The organism is Winogradskyella sp. Asnod2-B02-A, assembly GCF_045063645.1.
GTDB lineage: Bacteria > Bacteroidota > Bacteroidia > Flavobacteriales > Flavobacteriaceae > Winogradskyella.
The window spans coordinates 853,423-873,905 of sequence record NZ_JBEFOG010000026.1; the positions used below are offsets into that span (position 1 = coordinate 853,423).

Annotated in this window: 18 protein-coding genes; 5 read left to right on the forward strand and 13 right to left on the reverse strand. The window is 32.6% G+C overall.

Annotated features, from left to right (window positions below):
* Window positions 1-135 precede the first annotated feature (135 nt).
* The 11 genes from acs to ACJJVO_RS07255 form a co-directional block, all read right to left on the reverse strand.
* Window positions 136-2,043 (reverse strand): acetate--CoA ligase, encoded by a 1,908-nt coding sequence (gene acs / locus ACJJVO_RS07205; protein ID WP_405572237.1) that lies wholly within the window; start codon window positions 2,041-2,043, stop codon window positions 136-138.
* Between the two features lie 68 nt (window positions 2,044-2,111).
* Complete coding sequence (locus ACJJVO_RS07210) at window positions 2,112-4,007, reverse strand: acetate--CoA ligase (RefSeq protein WP_405572240.1); 1,896 nt, start codon at window positions 4,005-4,007, stop codon at window positions 2,112-2,114.
* A gap of 3 nt (window positions 4,008-4,010) precedes the next feature.
* A complete protein-coding gene (locus ACJJVO_RS07215) occupies window positions 4,011-4,229 on the reverse strand; it encodes a hypothetical protein (RefSeq protein ID WP_405572242.1) in 219 nt (72 codons plus the stop codon).
* A 72-nt stretch (window positions 4,230-4,301) separates the two neighbouring features.
* Window positions 4,302-4,667 (reverse strand): response regulator transcription factor, encoded by a 366-nt coding sequence (locus tag ACJJVO_RS07220; protein WP_405572244.1) that lies wholly within the window; start codon window positions 4,665-4,667, stop codon window positions 4,302-4,304.
* A 16-nt stretch (window positions 4,668-4,683) separates the two neighbouring features.
* Window positions 4,684-7,374 carry a sodium:solute symporter family transporter gene (locus tag ACJJVO_RS07225; RefSeq protein ID WP_405572246.1) on the reverse strand — a complete coding sequence of 897 codons (2,691 nt, stop codon included), beginning with the start codon at window positions 7,372-7,374 and terminating at the stop codon, window positions 4,684-4,686.
* Between the two features lie 326 nt (window positions 7,375-7,700).
* Window positions 7,701-9,467 (reverse strand): sodium:solute symporter family protein, encoded by a 1,767-nt coding sequence (locus ACJJVO_RS07230; RefSeq protein ID WP_405572248.1) that lies wholly within the window; start codon window positions 9,465-9,467, stop codon window positions 7,701-7,703.
* A 26-nt stretch (window positions 9,468-9,493) separates the two neighbouring features.
* Complete coding sequence (locus ACJJVO_RS07235; protein ID WP_405572251.1) at window positions 9,494-9,754, reverse strand: DUF4212 domain-containing protein; 261 nt, start codon at window positions 9,752-9,754, stop codon at window positions 9,494-9,496.
* Between the two features lie 12 nt (window positions 9,755-9,766).
* Window positions 9,767-11,020 carry a hypothetical protein gene (locus ACJJVO_RS07240; protein WP_405572254.1) on the reverse strand — a complete coding sequence of 418 codons (1,254 nt, stop codon included), beginning with the start codon at window positions 11,018-11,020 and terminating at the stop codon, window positions 9,767-9,769.
* 106 nt (window positions 11,021-11,126) lie between these two features.
* A complete protein-coding gene (locus tag ACJJVO_RS07245; RefSeq protein WP_405572255.1) occupies window positions 11,127-11,546 on the reverse strand; it encodes a terminase gpP N-terminus-related DNA-binding protein in 420 nt (139 codons plus the stop codon).
* 164 nt (window positions 11,547-11,710) lie between these two features.
* Window positions 11,711-12,064 carry a DUF779 domain-containing protein gene (locus ACJJVO_RS07250; protein ID WP_405572258.1) on the reverse strand — a complete coding sequence of 118 codons (354 nt, stop codon included), beginning with the start codon at window positions 12,062-12,064 and terminating at the stop codon, window positions 11,711-11,713.
* Window positions 12,065-12,133: 69 nt separating this feature from the next.
* Window positions 12,134-13,633 carry an aldehyde dehydrogenase family protein gene (locus ACJJVO_RS07255; protein ID WP_405572260.1) on the reverse strand — a complete coding sequence of 500 codons (1,500 nt, stop codon included), beginning with the start codon at window positions 13,631-13,633 and terminating at the stop codon, window positions 12,134-12,136.
* A gap of 172 nt (window positions 13,634-13,805) precedes the next feature.
* Between ACJJVO_RS07255 and ACJJVO_RS07260 the strand changes: the two genes are divergently transcribed.
* Entirely contained in the window at window positions 13,806-14,741 is a 936-nt protein-coding gene (locus tag ACJJVO_RS07260) for an AraC family transcriptional regulator N-terminal domain-containing protein (protein WP_405572263.1), read from the forward strand.
* Here ACJJVO_RS07260 and ACJJVO_RS07265 read toward each other — a convergent pair whose 3' ends face one another.
* Complete coding sequence (locus ACJJVO_RS07265) at window positions 14,742-16,118, reverse strand: alanine/glycine:cation symporter family protein (RefSeq protein WP_405572266.1); 1,377 nt, start codon at window positions 16,116-16,118, stop codon at window positions 14,742-14,744. It abuts the gene before it with no gap.
* A 242-nt stretch (window positions 16,119-16,360) separates the two neighbouring features.
* Here ACJJVO_RS07265 and ACJJVO_RS07270 point away from each other — a divergent pair, with 242 nt between their 5' ends.
* From ACJJVO_RS07270 to ACJJVO_RS07285, 4 genes are all read left to right on the forward strand, one after another.
* The gene (locus ACJJVO_RS07270; RefSeq protein WP_405572268.1) at window positions 16,361-17,449 is read left to right on the forward strand and encodes a polysaccharide lyase family 7 protein; all 1,089 of its coding nucleotides are present in this window, start codon (window positions 16,361-16,363) and stop codon (window positions 17,447-17,449) included.
* Between the two features lie 74 nt (window positions 17,450-17,523).
* Entirely contained in the window at window positions 17,524-18,621 is a 1,098-nt protein-coding gene (locus ACJJVO_RS07275) for a heparan-alpha-glucosaminide N-acetyltransferase domain-containing protein (protein WP_405572271.1), read from the forward strand.
* A 46-nt stretch (window positions 18,622-18,667) separates the two neighbouring features.
* A complete protein-coding gene (locus ACJJVO_RS07280) occupies window positions 18,668-19,207 on the forward strand; it encodes a YcxB family protein (protein WP_405572273.1) in 540 nt (179 codons plus the stop codon).
* Window positions 19,208-19,344: 137 nt separating this feature from the next.
* A complete protein-coding gene (locus ACJJVO_RS07285; protein ID WP_405572276.1) occupies window positions 19,345-19,821 on the forward strand; it encodes a nuclear transport factor 2 family protein in 477 nt (158 codons plus the stop codon).
* 113 nt (window positions 19,822-19,934) lie between these two features.
* On the opposite strand, the gene ACJJVO_RS07290 is transcribed toward ACJJVO_RS07285, so the two are convergent.
* Window positions 19,935-20,483, reverse strand: coding sequence for a 1-acyl-sn-glycerol-3-phosphate acyltransferase (locus ACJJVO_RS07290; protein ID WP_405572279.1), 549 nt, complete (start codon window positions 20,481-20,483; stop codon window positions 19,935-19,937).

A 20,483-nucleotide genomic window follows, 5' to 3' on the forward strand; every position in this document is an offset into this window, starting at 1 on the left:
TAAAAAATCACGAAGAGAAAAGCAAACAGTAATCTTTAATTTATAACGCACATGCTTAAAATAAGCCCATACAAAACTGAACAAAAGACTATTTATTGAATTTCTTCGTGATTTAATAATAGTGAAACCTGAATTTTACTTCACATTATCAATAATACTTTGAACCACTTCAGGATTTAACAACGTACTTGTATCTCCCAATTGATCCGTTTCATTACATGCGATTTTTCTAAGAATACGACGCATAATTTTACCACTTCGTGTTTTAGGTAAAGCGTCTGTAAACTGAATTTTATCTAGCTTAGCGATTGGCCCAATCTGCTCTGTAATTATTTGATTAATTTCTTTACGTAAATTATCATGATTTCTATATTCACCTGTTTCTTTTAAAGTTACATAACCATATAATGCATTTCCTTTAACATCGTGAGGGAAACCAACGATTGCACTTTCAGAAACTGCAGGATGCTCATTAATTGCATCCTCAATTGGTGCTGTACCGAGATTATGACCAGATACTATTATAACATCATCTACTCTACCTGTAATTCTGTAATAACCAACCTCATCTCTTAATGCTCCATCTCCTGTAAAATACTTATCGTCGTAAGCCGAAAAATAAGTATCCTTATAACGTTGATGATTTCCCCAAATGGTTCTTGCCATACTTGGCCAAGGAAACTTTATACACAAGCGACCATCAACTTGATTGCCTTTAATTTCTGCGCCATGCTCATCCATTAAAGCTGGTTGAATTCCTATAAAAGGAAGTGTTGCATACGTTGGCTTAGTTGGAGTAGCAAATGCAATTGGAGTTATCATAATGCCTCCTGTCTCTGTTTGCCACCACGTATCTACAATTGGTGATTTTCTTTTACCTACGTTATCATCGTACCAGTGCCAAGCTTCTTCATTTATAGGCTCACCAACGGTTCCTAATACTTTTAAAGATGATAAATCGTGCTTTTCTAAATGCTCTACACCTTCTTTTGCTAATGCTCTAATAGCAGTTGGCGCAGTATAGAATTGATTGACTTTATGTTTTTCTACAATTTCCCAAAAACGTCCAAAATCTGGATAGCTTGGTACACCTTCAAACATAACAGTAGTTGCTCCATTACATAATGGGCCGTAAACGATATAACTATGACCTGTAATCCAACCTATATCTGCCGTACACCAATACACATCTTTTTCTGTATATTGAAAAACATTTTTAAACGTATAAGCAGAATACACCATATAACCACCTGTTGTATGCACCATACCTTTTGGTTTCCCTGTAGAACCCGAAGTATATAATATAAATAAAGGATCTTCCGCATCCATAATTTCTGGTTCACAATCGTGATAAGCCTCATCTAATAAAGGTTGTAACCAGTGATCACGACCTTGTTTCATATTAATTTCAGAATCGATTCGGTTAACCACTAATACATTTTCTACACCTTCACACTCTTCTAAAGCTTCATCTACAATACCTTTTAAATCTATAGTTTTTGCACCACGATAAGAACCATCAGAGGTAATTACCATTTTACAATCACTATCGTTAATTCTTGTGGCTAAAGCTGTAGATGAAAAGCCTGCAAAAACAACAGAATGTATGGCTCCAATTCTTGCGCAAGCCAATAGAGATATTGCCAATTCAGGAATCATTGGTAAATAAATACAAACGCGATCACCTTTATTTACACCCTTATCTTTTAAAACATTCGCAAATTTGCATACACGTTCATGTAATTCTCTATAGGTTATGTGTTGCGCTTGCTCATCTGGACTATTGGGTTCAAAAATAATAGCCGTTTTATCACCTCTTGTATATAAATGCCTATCTATACAATTTTCAGTAATATTGAGTTTTGCTCCTTCAAACCATTTTATTTCTGGCTTTTTAAAATCCCAACTCAATACATTATCCCACTTTTTACGCCACATAAAATGCTCTTCAGCAATTTCTTCCCAAAAATTCTCTGGATTTCTGACGGATTTACGGTAAACTTGATAGTATTCTTCTAAATGTTTTATGTGATAATTACTCATAATGTTTTGTTTATTATTTTAAACATGCTAAACTATTAACATGTCGTTAATCTAATTAATACTTAGTTTTATTTATGAATTCCAATAAAATTGGCTTGATAAACTGATTTTATTTCGTCTATTATTTTTAAATCGTCAATAGTTGAAGGAATATTATATTGTTGTTCGTCTGCTATATTTCGAAGTAATTTACGAAGAATTTTTCCACTTCGCGTTTTTGGTAATCTATCTACAACAAGCACATCCCTAAATGACGCAACTGCACCGATTTCTTTACGGACATCTTGAATAATTTCCTTTTGAATTAATTGATTATCCAAAGATTCTCCAGACTTTAAAACAACTAAACCTAAAGGCTTTTGTCCTTTTATTTCACAGTGAACACCAAAGACAGCGCATTCAGCAACAGCTTTATGAGAAGCAACAATCTCTTCCATTTCTGCAGTTGAAAGTCTATGACCTGCTACGTTTATAATATCATCTACACGACCTGTTATAAACACATAACCATCTTCATCTTTATAGCCTCCATCTCCTGAGAAATAGTAACCTGGAAAACGATTTAAATACCCAAATTCAAAGCGATCAGGATCACCCCAAAGATTACTTAAAGTTCCTGGTGGCAGCGGCAACTTTACTGTAACATAACCTTCTACACCTGCCTCTACTTCCTCACCTTCTTCGTTTAAAATTTGTATATCATAACCACAAACAGGAAAACCTGCAGAGCCTGGTCTCACTTCTTGTAAACCAACACCAACCATATTTGCTAACATTGGCCAACCACTCTCCGTTTGCCACCAATGATCTATAACCGGAACATTTAGTTTTTCTTCTGTCCACGTCAATGTTGCCACATCACAACGTTCACCTGCTAAAAATTGATATTTTAAACAAGATAAATCAAAACGCTTAAGCATATGACCCGTAGGATCCTCTTTTTTAATGGCTCTAATTGCAGTTGGTGCCGTAAACATCACTTTTACATTGTGCTCACTTATTACGCGCCAAAAAGTAGAAGCATCTGGTGTTCTTATTGGCTTGCCTTCAAAAAGAATAGTGGTATTTCTATTTAATAAAGGACCGTAGGCAATATAACTATGTCCTACAACCCAACCGACATCACTTGCAGCCCAAAATACATCTCCTTCATCTACACCATAAATATATTTCATTGAGAATTTTAATGCTGTTGCATAGCCACCTGTATCTCTAATTATTCCTTTCGGTGTTCCTGTAGTACCAGATGTGTATAAAATATAAGAAGGATGAGTTGACGCTATTGATAAAGCTTCAATAGACGGTGATTTCTCTACCAAAGTTTCATAATCCACATCGTAGTTTTTCGTTGGAATTTCTACACCTAATTTTCTATCAAAAACAATAACGTGTTCAGGTTTATTTTTCGCTTTAATAATGGCTTCATCTACAAATGGCTTATACGGAATAATACGTTCTATTTCAACTCCATTAGATGCCGTAATAATAGCTTTGGGCTTACAGTCATCAATACGGATAGCCAACTCATGTGGAGCAAAACCACCAAATACAACCGAATGTATAACACCTATTCTAGCACAAGCCAACATAGCATATAATGCTTGAGGAATCATTGGCATGTAAATGATACAAGTGTCACCTTTTTTTAGTCCTAAACTTTGTAATCCTCCAGCCAATTTTGATACTTCATGATGCAATTGATTAAAGTTAATATGCTCTTTTGTATTGGTTACTGGAGAATCGTAAATAATTGCATTTTGCTCACCAAAACCATCTTTAATATGTTTATCAATACACAAATAACTTAGGTTGAGTTCTCCATCTTCAAACCATTGATTATAATCATATTTATCTTTAGAGAGAATTGTTTTTGGAATTTTAAACCAATCTAATTGACGCGTTTGATCTCCCCAAAATTCTTCTGGATATTGAATGCTTTTCTGATAAAATTTTTGATATTTCATAACTTACTTTTTATTAGAATTAAGTAAGCCAAACCAATTAGGGTTAAGTATATTGAGCTTAATAAGCACCCAAATTATTACCACAAAACAAATACCCATAACTATAGATAGCATAGGACTTACGTTGGTAATATTCTCATACTTAAACCTCAAGAACAGCGTAGATACAACATAGATACTAATTATAATATCTGACGCTAATGGATTGATGCGTAATTTCATGTCTTTAAACTTTAATTAAACTTAGTTTGTTTGCACACAAAACCAATTTAATAAAAGACTTAAAGAAGACTCTTATTTTAATAGCTCCAGTATTTCTGCAACTATTTTTTTTACTGAAAAAGGTTTGGTTAAATATTTATCTGCTCCAAGTTTTAAACCCTTTTCAATATCTGAAGCTTTATTTTTTGCAGTTAAAAAAACCACTTTGGTATCTTTTAAACTGTCTGTTTCTTTTATATATTCTAATGTTTGATAACCATCTACGTTAGGCATCATCACATCTAATAAAATTACATTAGGAATATGATGTTTTAATATCTCTAAAGCTTCACTCCCATCTCTTGCAATAAACACTTCAAAATCTTGTTTTTTGAAAGTGTATTCTAACGACATTACAATATTTGGCTCATCGTCAACAATTAAAATTTTCTTCCTCATACTTTACGACTACAATTTACTTAAAAGGTATCGTAAAAACAAGTATTGCTCCATTTTTTAAACCTTTTTTTGCCCAAATTTTCCCATTATGCTTTTCTACAATTTGTTTGGTTATTGCCAAGCCTAAACCACTACCTTGAGGCTTTCTTGTATTTTGGTCCTTTGACTGATAGAATTTATCAAAAATAAAATTATGATCCTCTTCCGGAATCCCTTTACCATTATCGGCTACAGAGATTTCAACCAACTCGTTACCTAATTTATAATCTATTTCTATTTTGCCTGTTTTAGCTGGACAAAACTTTATTGCATTAGACAATAAATTAGTTAATACTTGAAGGATGCGATCTTCATCATAATTAGTTTTAAATGCATGAACATTTTTATTTACAATCTGAATCTCTTTTTTTGCTGCAATTTGCGAAATACTACTAATAGCTTTGGTTATTGTTTTTTGAATATCTTGATATTGAAAATCTAAATGTAAACGACCAGTTTCTAATTTTTCAAAATCTAAAATATTATGAATCAATCGTCCTAATCGCTCTGAATCTTGAAGGATATTTTTCAAAAATTGAGACTTTATTTCCTTAGGCATATCATCATCTTCATCCATTAACAGTTCTGTTGCTGCTCTTATCCCTGTTATTGGTGTTTTTAACTCATGCGCTACTGTATCTAAAAATTCATCTTTTTGCTTGTCCTTAGAAATTAACTCATTGTTTGCGTCTTTAAGTTTTGATGACAATTGGGTTAACTCATTCGACTTCTCTAACAATACCTTATTACTTACTATATTCTCTTTAGACTCCTCTAAAATCTTCAATACTTCAACTAAACTAATTTGCTCCTCTTTCACCACACTTGCTATCAATATTTTTGCTGAAGCGGAACCAATTGTACCAGTTAATAATTTTTCTGAAAAATTAATTAATCGCGCATCTGCCAATTGCGTGTCTTGTGGTAATTTATATTTAGTAAAAAATATGTTTAAAGCACGAGTAGCTCGTTTTTCACCAAGAAACCTAACCAATACATTTTTGATATCTGTAACGTATGCTTCACCCTTCCAGACTAAAGCACTATCTTGTAGTGTGGTAAAATTGCGACTATCTACAAACATTTCCGCGTAATTCCGCTCCCTATAATTCCCTTTAGACGTCAAAGAAAATGTTAAATAACTAAACACATTAAAAGTCATACTCCAGAAAAATGCATGCGACGGAGGACTTAAAAAATCGATACCAAATAAAGCGTAAGGTTTTAGTGCTGAAATTCCAAAAAGCCCGTATTGTGTAAAATCATCAGTACCTGTAAAAGCCTGCAAAGTAAAGGGCAATATCAAAGTATAAACTGCTATAAGGAAACCAACTATAATTCCTATAATTGCAGCTTTAGATGAACCACGGTTCCAATACAAACCTATAAAAAACGAAGGTCCTAACTGTGATATAATAACAAAAGAAATCAACCCAATTGAATATAGCGATAGTTCTTTTGAAAAAGATACATAAAAGAAATAGGCTGTAATTATAATTGTAAATATAGAAATACGACGAATATTCTTAATGTATTTAGAATTTCGCTCTGGTTGATTTTTAATAAATTTATCTAGAAAACCATAAGGAATAATTAAGTTATTACTCACCATAGTAGACAAAGCTAAGGTAGACACAATTACCATAGAAATAACAGCTGAAAACCCACCCAAAAAAACAAGCGTTGCTAAAAACGAATTTCCATTCTCTAATGGCAGAAGTAGCGTATAATACTCTGCATTTTGTGTGCTGCCAAAAGTGAGCTTACCTGCCCAAGCAATAAAAATAACAAATACATTAAATAATAGCAGATACAGAGGAAAAAGCCAAATTGCCTTTTTTAAATGTTTTTCCCTATTATTTTCTAAAACAGAAACCTGAAATTGCCTCGGCAATAAAAAAATAGCCATAAATGATAAACCTATCATAAAAAACCAATTAAACCCATTTTCTAATCCGCCAAGAGCTGTAAGTTCGTTGTAGTTTTCTGTTATAGATATTTTACTATAAATATCTGTAGTACCATCAAATAAATAAAACGTAACATAGCCTCCTATAATAAGGAAAAACACCAATTTTAAAACAGACTCAAAGGCGACAGAAGCAATAATACCTTTATGCTTCTCTGAAGCATCCGAATTTTGTGTACCAAAAAAAGTCGCAAAAATAGCCAGTAACAAAGCGACGTAAAATGTAGAATCGTCAATAACTGTTGTGGAAATATAACTGGTGTCGTCAGACATTATTTCAAAAGTTTCTGAAACTGCTTTTAACTGTAATGAAATATAAGGAAGTGTACCAAAAAGACATACAATAGTCACTAAAGCTCCAAGAAGTCTATTGTTACCGTATCGCAGAGATATAAAATCTGCAATTGTTGAAATTTTATGCTGCTTAGAAATCCTGATGATTTTCCTAAGCACAACAATCCATAATGGCGCGGCAATTGCTGGTCCAAGATAAATTGGCAAAAAATTGATTCCTGAATTTGCTGCAATACCAACACTACCATAATACGTCCAAGCCGAACAGTACACAGCCAGAGACAAAGTATAGACATAAGGATTATTAACCCATTTACTCTGACGTTTTTTTTCAGCAAGAAAAGCAATGTAAAATAACACTGCTAAGTAGATAATTATTATAAAGATTAATGCGTAATTATTCATAATGGCGTTTTAATACGATATATGAAATAATGATTGATAAAAGCCAAATAGAGAATATTGAAAAATATAACGTCGGAATACCAAAAATGGCACCTTCAAAATTAAAAATAAGAATGAATGGTATGTTAAAAATTAAAAACAAAGACAGAGACAGCACTACTAATTTTTGTTCATGACGTTTTTTCATTTGATTTTTTTTATTTCCGCTAAGGAGACTGCAACAAAATATCTACTAATATAAGAAATCAGCACTACAAATTCGCAATGCTGATTTACTTACTAATAAAATTAAAAGATGTTCGAATTATTTAAATAAAAACAACCATCTAATGATTAGAAGCTTCACCTGCTCCAGAAGGTATTCTTATACTTTCTACCATATCTTGAACGTCTTGTGGTGGAGCTGGTGTCATCCTTGAAACAACTAAGGAAATAACAATATTCACACACATTGCAATAGTACCAAAGCCTTCTGGTGATGTTTCAAACCACCAATCTTCACTTGTACCTCCACCAAACATGTCTAACTTAAATTTCATCATATAGAATAGCATTAATACAATACCAACTACCATTCCTGAAATTGCACCTTGACTGTTCATCCTTTTATCGAAAATTCCTAAAATAATAGCAGGAAAGAACGAGGCGGCTGCGAGACCGAAGGCCAAGGCGACGACTGCGGCGACAAATCCTGGTGGATTAATACCAAAATAACCAGCAATTAAAATTGCTACAAAAATTGAAATTCTAGCCACTTTTAATTCATCCTTATCTGAAATATTTGGTTTTAATTGTTTTTTAACCAAATCATGAGATACTGATGTTGATATTACTAAAAGCAATCCTGCCGCTGTAGATAAAGCTGCTGCTAAACCACCTGCTGCTACTAAAGCAATCACCCAATTTGGAAGATTTGCAATTTCTGGATTGGCTAAAACCATAATATCTCTATCAACATATAATTCGTTCTGTGCTGCACTCGCATTAGAAACCATACGTTCTCCGTTTAAACCTCTAGCCTCAGTATAAATTGGTTTTTTACCATCTAAAGCACTACCTGCAACATATTGAATTTTACCATCACCGTTTTTATCAGACCAAGCAATTAAGCCTGTATTTTCCCAATTTTTAAACCACACTGGAATTTCAGAATATTCTTTATTACTTACTGTTTCAATTAAATTTGTTCTAGAGAACACAGCTATTGCAGGTGCTGTTGTATATAAAATTGCAATTAACAATAAGGCGTATCCTGCAGATTTACGTGCATCTTTTACTTTAGGCACTGTAAAGAAACGTACAATTACGTGAGGTAATCCAGCGGTTCCTGTCATTAACGCTAAAGTAATTGCAAAAACATCCCATGTGGATTTGGTTCCACTTGTATATTCATGAAAACCAAGTTGAGTATGTAATTTATCTAATTTATCGAGTAAAAATTCTCCACCTTCAACGGAGCCTCCCATGCCTAATTGCGGAATAATGTTACCTGTCATTTGCATAGAAATGAAAAATGCTGGCACCATAAAAGCAAAGATCAAAACACAATATTGCGCTACTTGCGTATATGTAATTCCCTTCATTCCTCCTAAAAGAGCAAAAGTTAACACTACTGCCATTCCGATAATAACTCCCCAATATATTGGTACTTGTAAAAACTGAGAAAAAACAATTCCTACACCACGCATTTGACCAGCAACGTAAGTAAAAGAAACAATTAATGCGCAAATTACTGCTACTGTTCTTGCTGTGTTAGAATAATATCTATCTCCAATAAAATCTGGTACTGTAAACTTACCAAACTTACGTAAATAAGGAGCTAAAAGTAATGCCAGAAGCACGTATCCTCCTGTCCAACCCATGAGATAAACAGAGCCATCATATCCTGAAAAGGAAATAATACCTGCCATACTAATAAAAGAAGCTGCACTCATCCAATCCGCTGCAGTTGCCATACCATTTGCCAAAGGAGAAACGCCTCCTCCAGCAACATAAAATTCTTTTGTTGAGCCTGCTCGCGCCCAAATTGCTATTCCAAAATATAGGGCAAATGTAATCCCTACTAATAACCATGTCCAAAATTGTACACTCATAATTTTTTGTTTTATTTAGTTAAGGATTACTCGTCGTAACCGTATTTTTTATCTAGTTTGTTCATTAATCTTACGTAAACGAAAATGAGAATTACGAATACATATATTGAGCCTTGTTGGGCAAACCAGAATCCTAGTTTAAAACCACCAAGTCTAAATTCGTTTAATTCTTCTCTAAATAATATGCCACATCCAAAAGAGACGGCAAACCACACAAATAAGAGTATTGCCAAATACTTTATATTTTCTTTCCAGTACGCTGTTGCGTTTTTTTGTTTTTCACTCATAGTTGTTAGTTTTTATAGATAAATCATAGCCTGAAGCGAAATAGTATTAATATCTACATCACCAAAATTTTGATTGTTATATTCTAAAGTTAGTTTTGAATTGTGTCCACTCATATAAGCATTAACACCAATACCTAACGTATTTCTATTGTCGTCTACAGCATCATAACTATGCGTACCATAACTTGCATAAGGCTGGTACCTTGTTTTAGATTTATCTCTAGCAAATACATAACCAACATGCCCATAAACCATGCTTCCAGTTCCATAGGCGCTAAACAAGTAGTTCTTTCCGTAATCATTTGATTGAAAAACTGCGTAAGCAGTAATTGCACCTCCTACTCCATCATCACCAATTGGAGCATCATAAAAAGCATCTACAGCAAATATGGAAACATCTTCTCCTTCAAGATTTGGTGATAAAGCAGTACCAGTATCTATTACTGATCCTTTTGGATGCAAAAAGAAACCTGCTCCAACATTAAATATTTTTTTTTCGCCTAAATATGTTCCTACTTTATAAGGTAAAAAGTTAGACTCTTGGTCAAAAAAGTGATAATCGAAATAACCTGCAAAAGCTTTACCTGAATCCTTTGAACCCAACGTAGATCTACCGTTATAAACAGCACTTTCTCCAGCGACAGCAGTTCGAGAATCTAAAGAAGATGCAGAGGCATCATTAATAGCTACACGATATTGTAGTTTACCAAATTTACCTTTCGCAAAAACACCTAAGTGACGAGCAAATTGGTCTGATAGACCAATAGTAGCCCATGATTGACGATGATTATCTAATGTCATCATATTCAAAGTACTCTGATTGTTTAACCTAGATATTCCATTAAAATAATGTAAACCACCTCCTACTGTATGATTTTCACCTAAATTGTATTGGGCCCAAACATCATGAAAGAAGAGTTGGGAACCATCACCTTTACCTGTGGGACTCAATGTAGTACTTGTTAAACTGTTTAATCCAAAATGTGTAAGAATTAAAAAATCTTTATTGATTTGTGCAAACATTAATACACGAGCTCGACGCAAATTAAAATTTAACTTACTGTTTTCATTCCCGTTTCCGTCAAAGGTTTCATCTGTATTGTAATTAGCTTGAACTTGCGCCCAAGAAATAAGTCGAAGATATTTAGAGCCATCTTCGTTGAATTTAAACTTAAGTCCTCCTGTGTAGTCAGGAGAGCCTTGAGCTTTCATAAATTGATAGGACATTAGAAAAAGTCCTAACAATAAAAGGGTTTGTTTTCTCATTGTTTAAAAGATTAGTTAGTTATAAATTGGTTTTATGTGCACTACTAAATTCTTAAAAACAATCTGTTAAGAGAAACCTAATATATCTTTCCGTTAAATAGATATACTAATCTTTAAAACGTTCCCATTTTATAAGCATAAACTTATCACCCAACTCTGTAACTACAACTCCAGCACCCTTAATATTATCTGCATTACTGAAATAATTACCCAACTCTAAAGCATTTAAAATTTTATAAGTTGGATGATAATTAGCATTGTATGGTCGCTTTATATTGTATTTCTTTACCCAATTCATAATACTAACATGTGAAACTCCCAATATACGTTCAATCTCACGATAGGTTAAACCCTCTAAATACAACTGAAGTGATTTGTTAACATAATAATCATCAATCCGCTTACCTATTTTATTTACAGAAAAAAAATAATTGCATTTCTTGCACTTATAACGTTGTCTATCGTTAACGATTCCACTTTTAATATAATGGTCTGAACCACAATTTGGACACAAATCAATTTTCATATATATTAATTTAGCATAAATATATCAATTTAGCAATTATATTACAACCCAAATGTTAAAAAAATAAGATATTAATATAAAAAAAGCCCAAAAACCAATAATTTAAATGGTTTTTTGAGATAATATTATTAAAACACAAAAAGTGCAGTTATACACTTAGAATGTTAAGTATTAAAAAAAGCAGCCTCTTCAGCAGTTAGTAATCTGGAATGAATTAAAAAACGTAATCCCAATGGTATTTCTAAAGAAAAACTAGCTCCTCGACCTTTAGTGACATCAACAGTTAAGTGTGTATGCTTCCAATATTCAAACTGATCTTGATTCATATAAAAATTCACACCTTCTACTTCTCCTAAAAGAATATCACTTTCATCTAGATACATATCTCCTTTTTCAAAAATCATAGGTGCAGAACCATCACAACAACCTCCACTTTGATGAAAAATTAATTCACCATGTTTCAATTTTAGTTGCTTAACAATTTTTGCTGCCTCTTCTGTAATTTCTACTCGCTTCATATTATAATTATATTAAAAAAGGTTGAATTAAACTTACTAATCCAACCTTTTACTTGCTATTAATAACTTCTAAAAGAAGCCCAATTTGTTCTTATCGTACGAAATTAACATGTTTTTAGTTTGTCTATAATGTCCCATCATCATTAAATGATTTTCTCTACCGAATCCAGATTTTTTATAACCTCCAAATGGCGCATGTGCAGGATAGGCATGGTAACAATTTACCCAAACACGACCTGCTTTTATAGCTCTTGGTATTTGATATAATTGATGTGCATCTCTCGTCCAAACACCAGCACCAAGACCATACATAGTATCATTAGCGATTTCTAGTGCTTCGGCTTCATCTTTAAATTTAGTGACACAAACTACTGGACCAAAAATTTCTTCTTGAAAAACTCTCATTTTATTATGCCCTTCTAAAATGGTAGGCTTAATGTAGAATCCATTTGCCAAATCGCCATCTAACTTATTAGCTTCTCCACCTGTTAATACTTTTGCCCCTTCTTCTTTTCCTATTTTAAAATAAGATTGAATTTTTTCATATTGATCGTTAGAAGCCTGTGCACCAAGCATTGTATTTACATCATAAGGATTATCTTGAACAATAGCATTTGTTCTTGCTATAACGCGCTTCATAAACGCATCATAAATATCTTCTTGAACTAAGATTCTTGAAGGACATGTACACACTTCCCCTTTATTAAATGCAAATAAAACAGCTCCTTCAATGGCTTTATCTAAAAACGCATCGTCTTCATCCATTACACTATTAAAGAATATGTTTGGAGACTTCCCTCCTAATTCCATAGTTACCGGATTTAGATTTTTAGATGCATATTGCATAATTAACTGTCCTGTGGTTGTTTCACCTGTAAAGGCTACTTTGTCCACTTTAGGACTAGACGCTAAAGGTTTTCCTGCTTCTGGTCCAAAACCATGAACAATATTTAATACACCTGGAGGAAAAATATCTGCAATTTTCTCCATTAATAAAGTTGCAGACGATGGAGTTTGTTCTGCTGGCTTTAGCACTACACAGTTACCCGTTGCTAATGCTGGAGGTAATTTCCAAGACAACATTAATAACGGAAAGTTCCATGGAATAATCTGACCAATAACACCCAATGGCTCCTTAATATTCATGGATAAGGTATTTTGATCTAACTCAGTTGCACTACCTTCTTCTGCTCTAATACATGCTGCGAAATAGCGCCAATGATCTACAGCTAAAGGAATATCTGCATTCAGCGTTTCTCGAATTGGTTTTCCATTATCACACGTTTCTACAATGGCAAACTCTTCTAAATTTGCTTCTATAACATCGGCTACTTTATTTAAAAGTGTTGCGCGCTCAGTTGCAGATGTATTTCCCCAAGCTTCTTTTGCTGCATTTGCTGCTTCAACCGCATTTTCTACATCTTCTTTTTGCGATCTTGGATATTTTGCAATTAGAGTTCCATCTATTGGAGATGTGTTTTCAAAATAATCTCCACCTACTGGTGGCACAAATTTTCCATTTATAAAGTTGGAATACCTCTCTTTAAATTCTGGTTTAGAATAGCTCATACCTTAATGTCTTTTATTGTTAATTATACATTTTTTTAGCATAAATATTATTTATACTTTAGTTTTGATAAAGTTATTTTATCAAAACCTTAATAACTTGAACATATTGATTATATTTTTGAACATATCTATTATTAACAAATTTTAAGACTATTTTTTTGTAATATTGAGAATGAGCAACTTATTAACGCAACATAAAAGCCATAGAAAACTAACTACATTAGTAGAGAATAGGACCACTTACAATGCGGAATATGCTGAGCTTAATATTTACGAAACCCACGCCATTGCTGAGAAAGTATCTTTAACTTTCGATTTTCCTATTATTGCGAGTATGCTCACCGGAAAGAAAATAATGCACCTAGATGGTTTTGATGCTTTTGATTTCTTTCCTGGAGAATCTGTGGTAATGCCAACTAATAAGGAAATGATTATTGATTTCCCTATAGCTACAAAAAATAAACCAACGCAGTGTTTAGCATTAGGAATTGACGCTTTTAAAATCCTAGAAGTTGTTGAAAAATTTAACCATCATGTTGCCATAGAAAATGAAAACAATAATTGGGATTTAGATAAAACCACATCACATCTTATAAATAATGTTGATGTAAATCATTTATTAGAACGCTTAACGTACACCTTCACCAATAGTAATAAATCTAAAGATATGTTACTAGATCTGATGATTCAAGAATTAATTGTTAGATTACTTCAAACTAAAGCAAAATCTCTAATTACAAATGACACCCATATTTTTACTGATACTAGAATTGGTACGGTTATTAAGTTTATTAAAGAGAATTTAACAAATAAGGATATAACAGTAGATCAATTAGCTAAGAAAGCTTACATGAGCTCTTCTCACTTTCATAAGCAATTTAAAAACACATTAGGTATCTCGCCTATTGATTATATTAATTCTGAAAAAATAAAGTTTTCTAAAAAATTGATTAAAACATCTCATAATCTGAGAATGTCAGAAATTGCATTTCAATCTGGATTCAATAATACAAGTTACTTCAATAGACAATTTAAAAAGATGGAAATGATGACTCCTCAACAGTTTAAAGCTTCTGTTAGCAAACAACTCAATACTTCAGATCTATAATTATTCTTGTTTTAAGCGTTCTATATAACGCTTCAATTCTTTTATCACTTTTGGTGCAAGAATTATTGTAGCCACCATTGTTGGAATTGCCATCAAAGCAAACACGCCATCAATAAGATTAATCATCATACTTAAGCTAGTCGTTGCACCAATAAGAATACTTAAAATATAGAAGTAATTATAGTAATGCTTCTTATCAGCTCCAAAAAGAAACGACATACACTTTGTTCCGTAATAAGAATATGAAAACAAAGAACTCATACTAAAAACAGCAATACAAATGAGTAATAAATACTTACCATAATTAGGCATTACATCTGCAAATGCAGAAGCCGTAAGACTAACACCATTATCTGAAGTAGTTTCCCAAACACCAGTAACTAAAATAGCTAAAGCTGTAAGCGTACAAACAATAAGTGTATCTATTGCAGGACCCAACATAGCCACTAAACCTTCTCTAATAGGTTCATCAGTTTTTGCCGCTCCATGAGCCATAGGTGCAGTGCCAATTCCTGCTTCATTAGAAAATGCTCCACGTTTAATACCATGAAGAATAAGAGCACCTAAAACACCTCCTAAAAAAGTGTCGTCTTTAGGATAATAATTAGCAGCAAAGGCATCTGTAAAAATGAGCTTTAAGTAATAGAACAGCACATCATTATGTGCGATAAGAATAATAACAACTAAAACAAAATACAAAGCCACCATACTTGGCACTAATCGCGATGCCACTGAGCCAATTCGTTTAATACCTCCTAAAATGACTAAAGCTGTAATAGTGATTAAAATAAAACCTATAATTAAATTAGATTTTAACCCAACTTCAACACCATTGGGTATTAATAAAATATCATTTAATGCCTGTGTGAGCTGATTGACATTGAAAACAGGCAACGCACCAATAAGTCCACACAAACTAAAAAAGACCGCTAAAGGTTTCCAAGATTTCCCTAAACCTTCCATAATAAAATACATTGGACCTCCTTGAATTTCGCCTGCACTATCCTTACCTCTATACATAATTGCTAATGTAGAAGTAAAGAATTTTGTAGACATACCAACTACAGCACTTACCCACATCCAAAAAACAGCACCAGGTCCTCCAACAGAAATAGCAACGGCAACACCTGCAATATTCCCCATGCCAACCGTAGCTGACAATGCAGTAGTTAACGCTTGAAAATGCGAAATTTCACCAGGATCATTAGGATCGTCATACTTTCCTCTAAGCACATTTAAGGCATGACCTAAATACCTAAATGGTAAAAAATGCGAGCGTATTAATAAATATATACCTCCACCAATTAATAAAATAAGCAAAGGTAAACCCCAAGCTAATGATGAAAAGTCACTGAGTAGTTGATTTAAAAATTCCATAGTTTATAAATGTAATAAATGGATTAAGTTTATAGCGCAATGTTTACAATTAATTTATAACTGAAATATTAAATTATTGATTATGAGTTTAAAATAGTTAACTTCGTTAATCAGCATGCATACACACTCAATGTTTAAAAATTTGGAAAAATAAAACCCATATTATAGACATTTAACTTCTTTTAAAAATCACTAAATAAAACTATTAGCAAAACTAATTTTGACAACAAAACTCTCTAAAAATGAACAACAGAAAAAGCTTATCGTTATTAACGTTTCTCATACTTTTTACTTTTACAACATTATATAGCTGTAAAAATGAAGCTAAAGAACCAAAACAAGTAGAAACAACAAAAACTGTTTACGCTAGCGACGTAACACCATTTTTTGATCATTGGAAATTAATATTAGGAGATGGCTCAAATGCAGGTTTTGCAAATAATTTTGAAAATAAAGATTTCTTTTACACAGCCAATGATGGAGACAATGATTGGGTTGTTTATAAAGCGCCTAACGCAGGAGACACACATGGAACGTCTAACAACACAAGAACGGAATTGGCTCAAGCAAAAAAATGGTATCCTAAAACGGCTGACGATAAATTGACTGCCACATTAAAAGTGATGAATGTATCTTCTACTGGAGATGCTAGAGTTGCAGCATCTTATGCCGTGGTTGTAGGACAGATTCATAGTGCGGATGGCCATGAAAATGAACCACTAAAAATATTTTACAAAAAATTCCCTGGCCACACCAAAGGTTCTGTTTTTTGGCATTATGAAATAAACACTGCAGGTGAAGATAATTCTGGAAGATGGGATTATTCTTCTGCGGTTTGGGGCAATGATTTTTCTGTTGTTGGCACTGAAGAAAACACATATCCTGAAGAACCAAAAGATGGTATTGCATTAGGTGAAGAGTTTAGCTATGAAATTGAAGTTAAGGATGGTATTATGAATTTAAAATTTACTAGCAAAGGTCACGAGACTAAAACCTTTACAAAAAACTTAATCCAATCAGAATACACTACAACTGCAGACATACCTGAGCAAACGCAACGTTTATTTGTACCAATTGGTCAAGATGGCATAGAGCGCGAAAATGCATATACAGGCGAAGGTCTTTTCTTTAAACTTGGTGCTTACAATCAAACGAATGGAAAATCGCCTGAAGTAAATAAAAATTGGTGCTCTGGTGCAGAAACACATGGAGGAGATATTCAAAAACAATACGAAGATGGTAACTATGCTGAAGTTTGGTTTAAAACCGCAAGTATAAACGTAAGTGACTCTGCCGTTTCAAATGACGGGTATTTCGCTAAAAATGATTAAACAGTCTCAGCGCTGTAAAATCAATATTTAACCTTAATTCTAGACTAAAATTTAAAGCAATTAACCAATTCAACTTGAATCCTAATCGTCTATATTTTATTGATGCTGTGAGAGCATTTGCGATCTTAATGATGTTGCAAGGCCATTTTATAGACACACTTTTAGAAGTATCTTACAGAGACGCAAACAATACTGTATTTCAAATTTGGGAATATTTTAGAGGTATTACCGCTCCGACATTTTTTACTATTTCTGGACTCATATTTTCATACCTGCTCATACGAGCTAAACGAAATGGAGACATAAAACAAAGAATACGAAAAGGATTTAGGCGAGGCTTAATGCTTATAGGTATTGGTTACTTGTTAAGAGCACCTGTTTTTCAATGGCTAATGGGTGAATTTAACTCTTATTTCTTAGTTGTAGATGTTTTACAGTGTATTGGCTTATCTCTTATTATTATTGTATTAATTTATAAACTTACTTTCAAAAAAACTTTACTCTTTTCAATTACTACTTTAGCTCTTGGAGTAATTGTTTTTATAACCGAACCTCTATATCGCTATTTAGAATTACCAAACATACCTATACTGTTTTCTAATTATTTTAGTAAAGCGAATGGTTCTATTTTTAATATTATACCATGGTTTGGTTATGTAGCCTTTGGTGCTTTTATGTCAACCTTATTCTATCGTTATGTAGAACGTCCAAAATTCAAAATGGCTATTGTTTCTTGTTTTTTTCTATTCGGAATTACACTTATTTTTAAATCATCTTGGTTATTAATGCAACTATATAGTTGGTTAGATATTTCGATTTTTAAAGAAGTTGCCTATTATAATTATTTATTTTCAAGGCTAGGAGATGTCTTAGTTTTATTCTCATTATTCTATTTAGCAGAAAACTACTTAAAACAACCATTAATACTTAAAATAGGACAAAAGACGCTTTCCATTTATGTGATTCATTTTATTATCATTTACGGTAGTTTTACAGGTCTTGGTTTAACACAACTTATTGGCAAAACGCTTGTGCCTTGGCAAGCCATAATCGGAGCGATCATCTTTCTATCAGTCGTTTGCTTTATTTCTTTTCATTATGCGAAGACTAATGCTTTTGTGTATTCTAAAATACAACGGCTTGTAGATAAAATTAAACGCTACACACATTAATATGCTTTGATTTACTTATTATTAATTGGAAGACTTTAAATAAAAAATGACTTTAGAATATCAATTAAACTTTTCAGATTTTTTAGAACATCAGCTTTACTTTTCAGCAAAGTCTAAATTGCATAAAAAAAATAGAAACAAAACAAGATGGGTTGTACCTATCATTTATATGGTGTTAGGATTATTTCTAATGTTTACAAAGAAAAATGAAATCTATATACTGTTCTTTGCTTTCGCAATACTCTGGTATATTTTTTATCCGTTCTATGCTAAACGCAGATATAAGAAGCATTTTGAAAACCATATAAACGAAAATTTTAAAAATAGAATTGGTAAAGAAGTAACACTCATTTTTGATAAATCATCTCATGTTATAGAATCCTCTGATTCTGGAACTCAAACTAAAATAAAAGATTCTGAATTTGAGAAGCTGATTGAATTAAAAGAACATTTTTTCTTAAGATTAAAATCTGAGTTATCCTTAATAATACCGAAGCGCGCAATAAAAGATATAGAGGCATTTAAAAACCATTTTTCTGACCTAAATTTGGAATATAAAAATGAAATAGAATGGGAATGGAAATAAAAAAACCACCTAATTAAAGATGGTCTTTTTCCCTTTCATCGCAATTAATTCCTAATTCGATATATTAAACCAAATAAAGATTAATAACACTATACTTACGAATTTATAGCGAGTGCGGTTTTAAAAATTAAAATTATATGAAAGAAGTAATAGAAACATTTTACACAGCATTGAAGAATTGCGATGGACCAACCATGGCTTCATGCTATCATAAAGATGTAGTTTTTGAAGATCCTGCCTTTGGAATTTTAAAAGCCGAACGTGCAAAAGCTATGTGGTTAATGCTATGTGCTTCTCAAAAAGGAAAAGGATTTAACGTAGAATTTTCGAATATTGAATCAAATGAAGCTAATGGATCCGCGCATTGGGAAGCTAATTATACTTTTAGTAAAACCGGAAGAAAAGTCCACAATAAAATTGATGCAAAATTTGAATTTAAAGATGGTTTAATTATAAAACACACGGATGAATTTGACTTACACCAATGGGCAAAACAAGCCATGGGAATCAAAGGCCTTTTTTTTGGTGGCATGAAATTCTTTAAAAACAAGCTTCAAAGTCAGACGAATTACCTTTTAGATAATTATATAAAAGAAAAAAAGCCGTTTAACTAATTAAACGGCTTTTTGAGACAATGTTTCTTTTTAGTGACTTGGAGTTTACTTTATGTTTCATTGCATTATAAATACTTCAATTCTTGTGCCAAAAATTAAACAACTAACCAAAACTAGCTGTATTCCTTTACTTTACCTTCTACACCTTTATAAAACGATTTCATGAATTTAAAATCAGCTTCCATATCATCTGTAGGATAAAACGGCTCTGAAATTTTATTCTGTTTATTTTTAAAATCTAGAGTAAACATTATAATGGGAACATTAGCTGTTTTTGCAATATAGTAGAAGCCTGTTTTCCATTTTTCTACTTTTTTCCGAGTACCTTCTGGCGCTAATGTTAGTCTAAATTCTTCTGACTCATTAAACAATTTTGAAATAGCTTCTACCTTATTCTGCCCAGAAGTTCTATCTAGAGATCTACCTCCAATTGCTCTAAAATAATAGCCAAACGGCCAAATAAAGAGTTCTTTTTTACCTACAAAATTAGTTTTAACACCAGTAACTTTTCTGAGTAAAACACCAATATAAAAGTCATGCCAACTCGTATGAGGAAAGGCGATAATTACAGCCTTCTTTACGGTATCTTGAGAGAAGTTAGTATTACCAACTACTTTCCACCCCAACAACTTAAAATAAATAAATTTAGCTAACCATCGCAT

Bases quoted from the DNA above. Each gene is read 5' to 3' on its own strand.
- ACJJVO_RS07265 (WP_405572266.1), bottom strand. From the start codon at position 16,118: ATGGAATTTTTAAATCAACTACTCAGTGACTTTTCATCATTAGCTTGG.
- ACJJVO_RS07260 (WP_405572263.1), top strand. From the start codon at position 13,806: ATGAGCAACTTATTAACGCAACATAAAAGCCATAGAAAACTAACTACA.
- ACJJVO_RS07270 (WP_405572268.1), top strand. From the start codon at position 16,361: ATGAACAACAGAAAAAGCTTATCGTTATTAACGTTTCTCATACTTTTT.
- ACJJVO_RS07245 (WP_405572255.1), bottom strand. From the start codon at position 11,546: ATGAAAATTGATTTGTGTCCAAATTGTGGTTCAGACCATTATATTAAA.
- ACJJVO_RS07230 (WP_405572248.1), bottom strand. From the start codon at position 9,467: ATGAGTGTACAATTTTGGACATGGTTATTAGTAGGGATTACATTTGCC.
- ACJJVO_RS07225 (WP_405572246.1), bottom strand. From the start codon at position 7,374: ATGAATAATTACGCATTAATCTTTATAATAATTATCTACTTAGCAGTG.
- ACJJVO_RS07280 (WP_405572273.1), top strand. From the start codon at position 18,668: ATGACTTTAGAATATCAATTAAACTTTTCAGATTTTTTAGAACATCAG.
- ACJJVO_RS07240 (WP_405572254.1), bottom strand. From the start codon at position 11,020: ATGAGAAAACAAACCCTTTTATTGTTAGGACTTTTTCTAATGTCCTAT.
- ACJJVO_RS07290 (WP_405572279.1), bottom strand. From the start codon at position 20,483: ATGCGATGGTTAGCTAAATTTATTTATTTTAAGTTGTTGGGGTGGAAA.
- ACJJVO_RS07235 (WP_405572251.1), bottom strand. From the start codon at position 9,754: ATGAGTGAAAAACAAAAAAACGCAACAGCGTACTGGAAAGAAAATATA.
- ACJJVO_RS07255 (WP_405572260.1), bottom strand. From the start codon at position 13,633: ATGAGCTATTCTAAACCAGAATTTAAAGAGAGGTATTCCAACTTTATA.
- ACJJVO_RS07220 (WP_405572244.1), bottom strand. From the start codon at position 4,667: ATGAGGAAGAAAATTTTAATTGTTGACGATGAGCCAAATATTGTAATG.
- ACJJVO_RS07250 (WP_405572258.1), bottom strand. From the start codon at position 12,064: ATGAAGCGAGTAGAAATTACAGAAGAGGCAGCAAAAATTGTTAAGCAA.
- ACJJVO_RS07285 (WP_405572276.1), top strand. From the start codon at position 19,345: ATGAAAGAAGTAATAGAAACATTTTACACAGCATTGAAGAATTGCGAT.
- acs (WP_405572237.1), bottom strand. From the start codon at position 2,043: ATGAGTAATTATCACATAAAACATTTAGAAGAATACTATCAAGTTTAC.
- ACJJVO_RS07215 (WP_405572242.1), bottom strand. From the start codon at position 4,229: ATGAAATTACGCATCAATCCATTAGCGTCAGATATTATAATTAGTATC.
- ACJJVO_RS07210 (WP_405572240.1), bottom strand. From the start codon at position 4,007: ATGAAATATCAAAAATTTTATCAGAAAAGCATTCAATATCCAGAAGAA.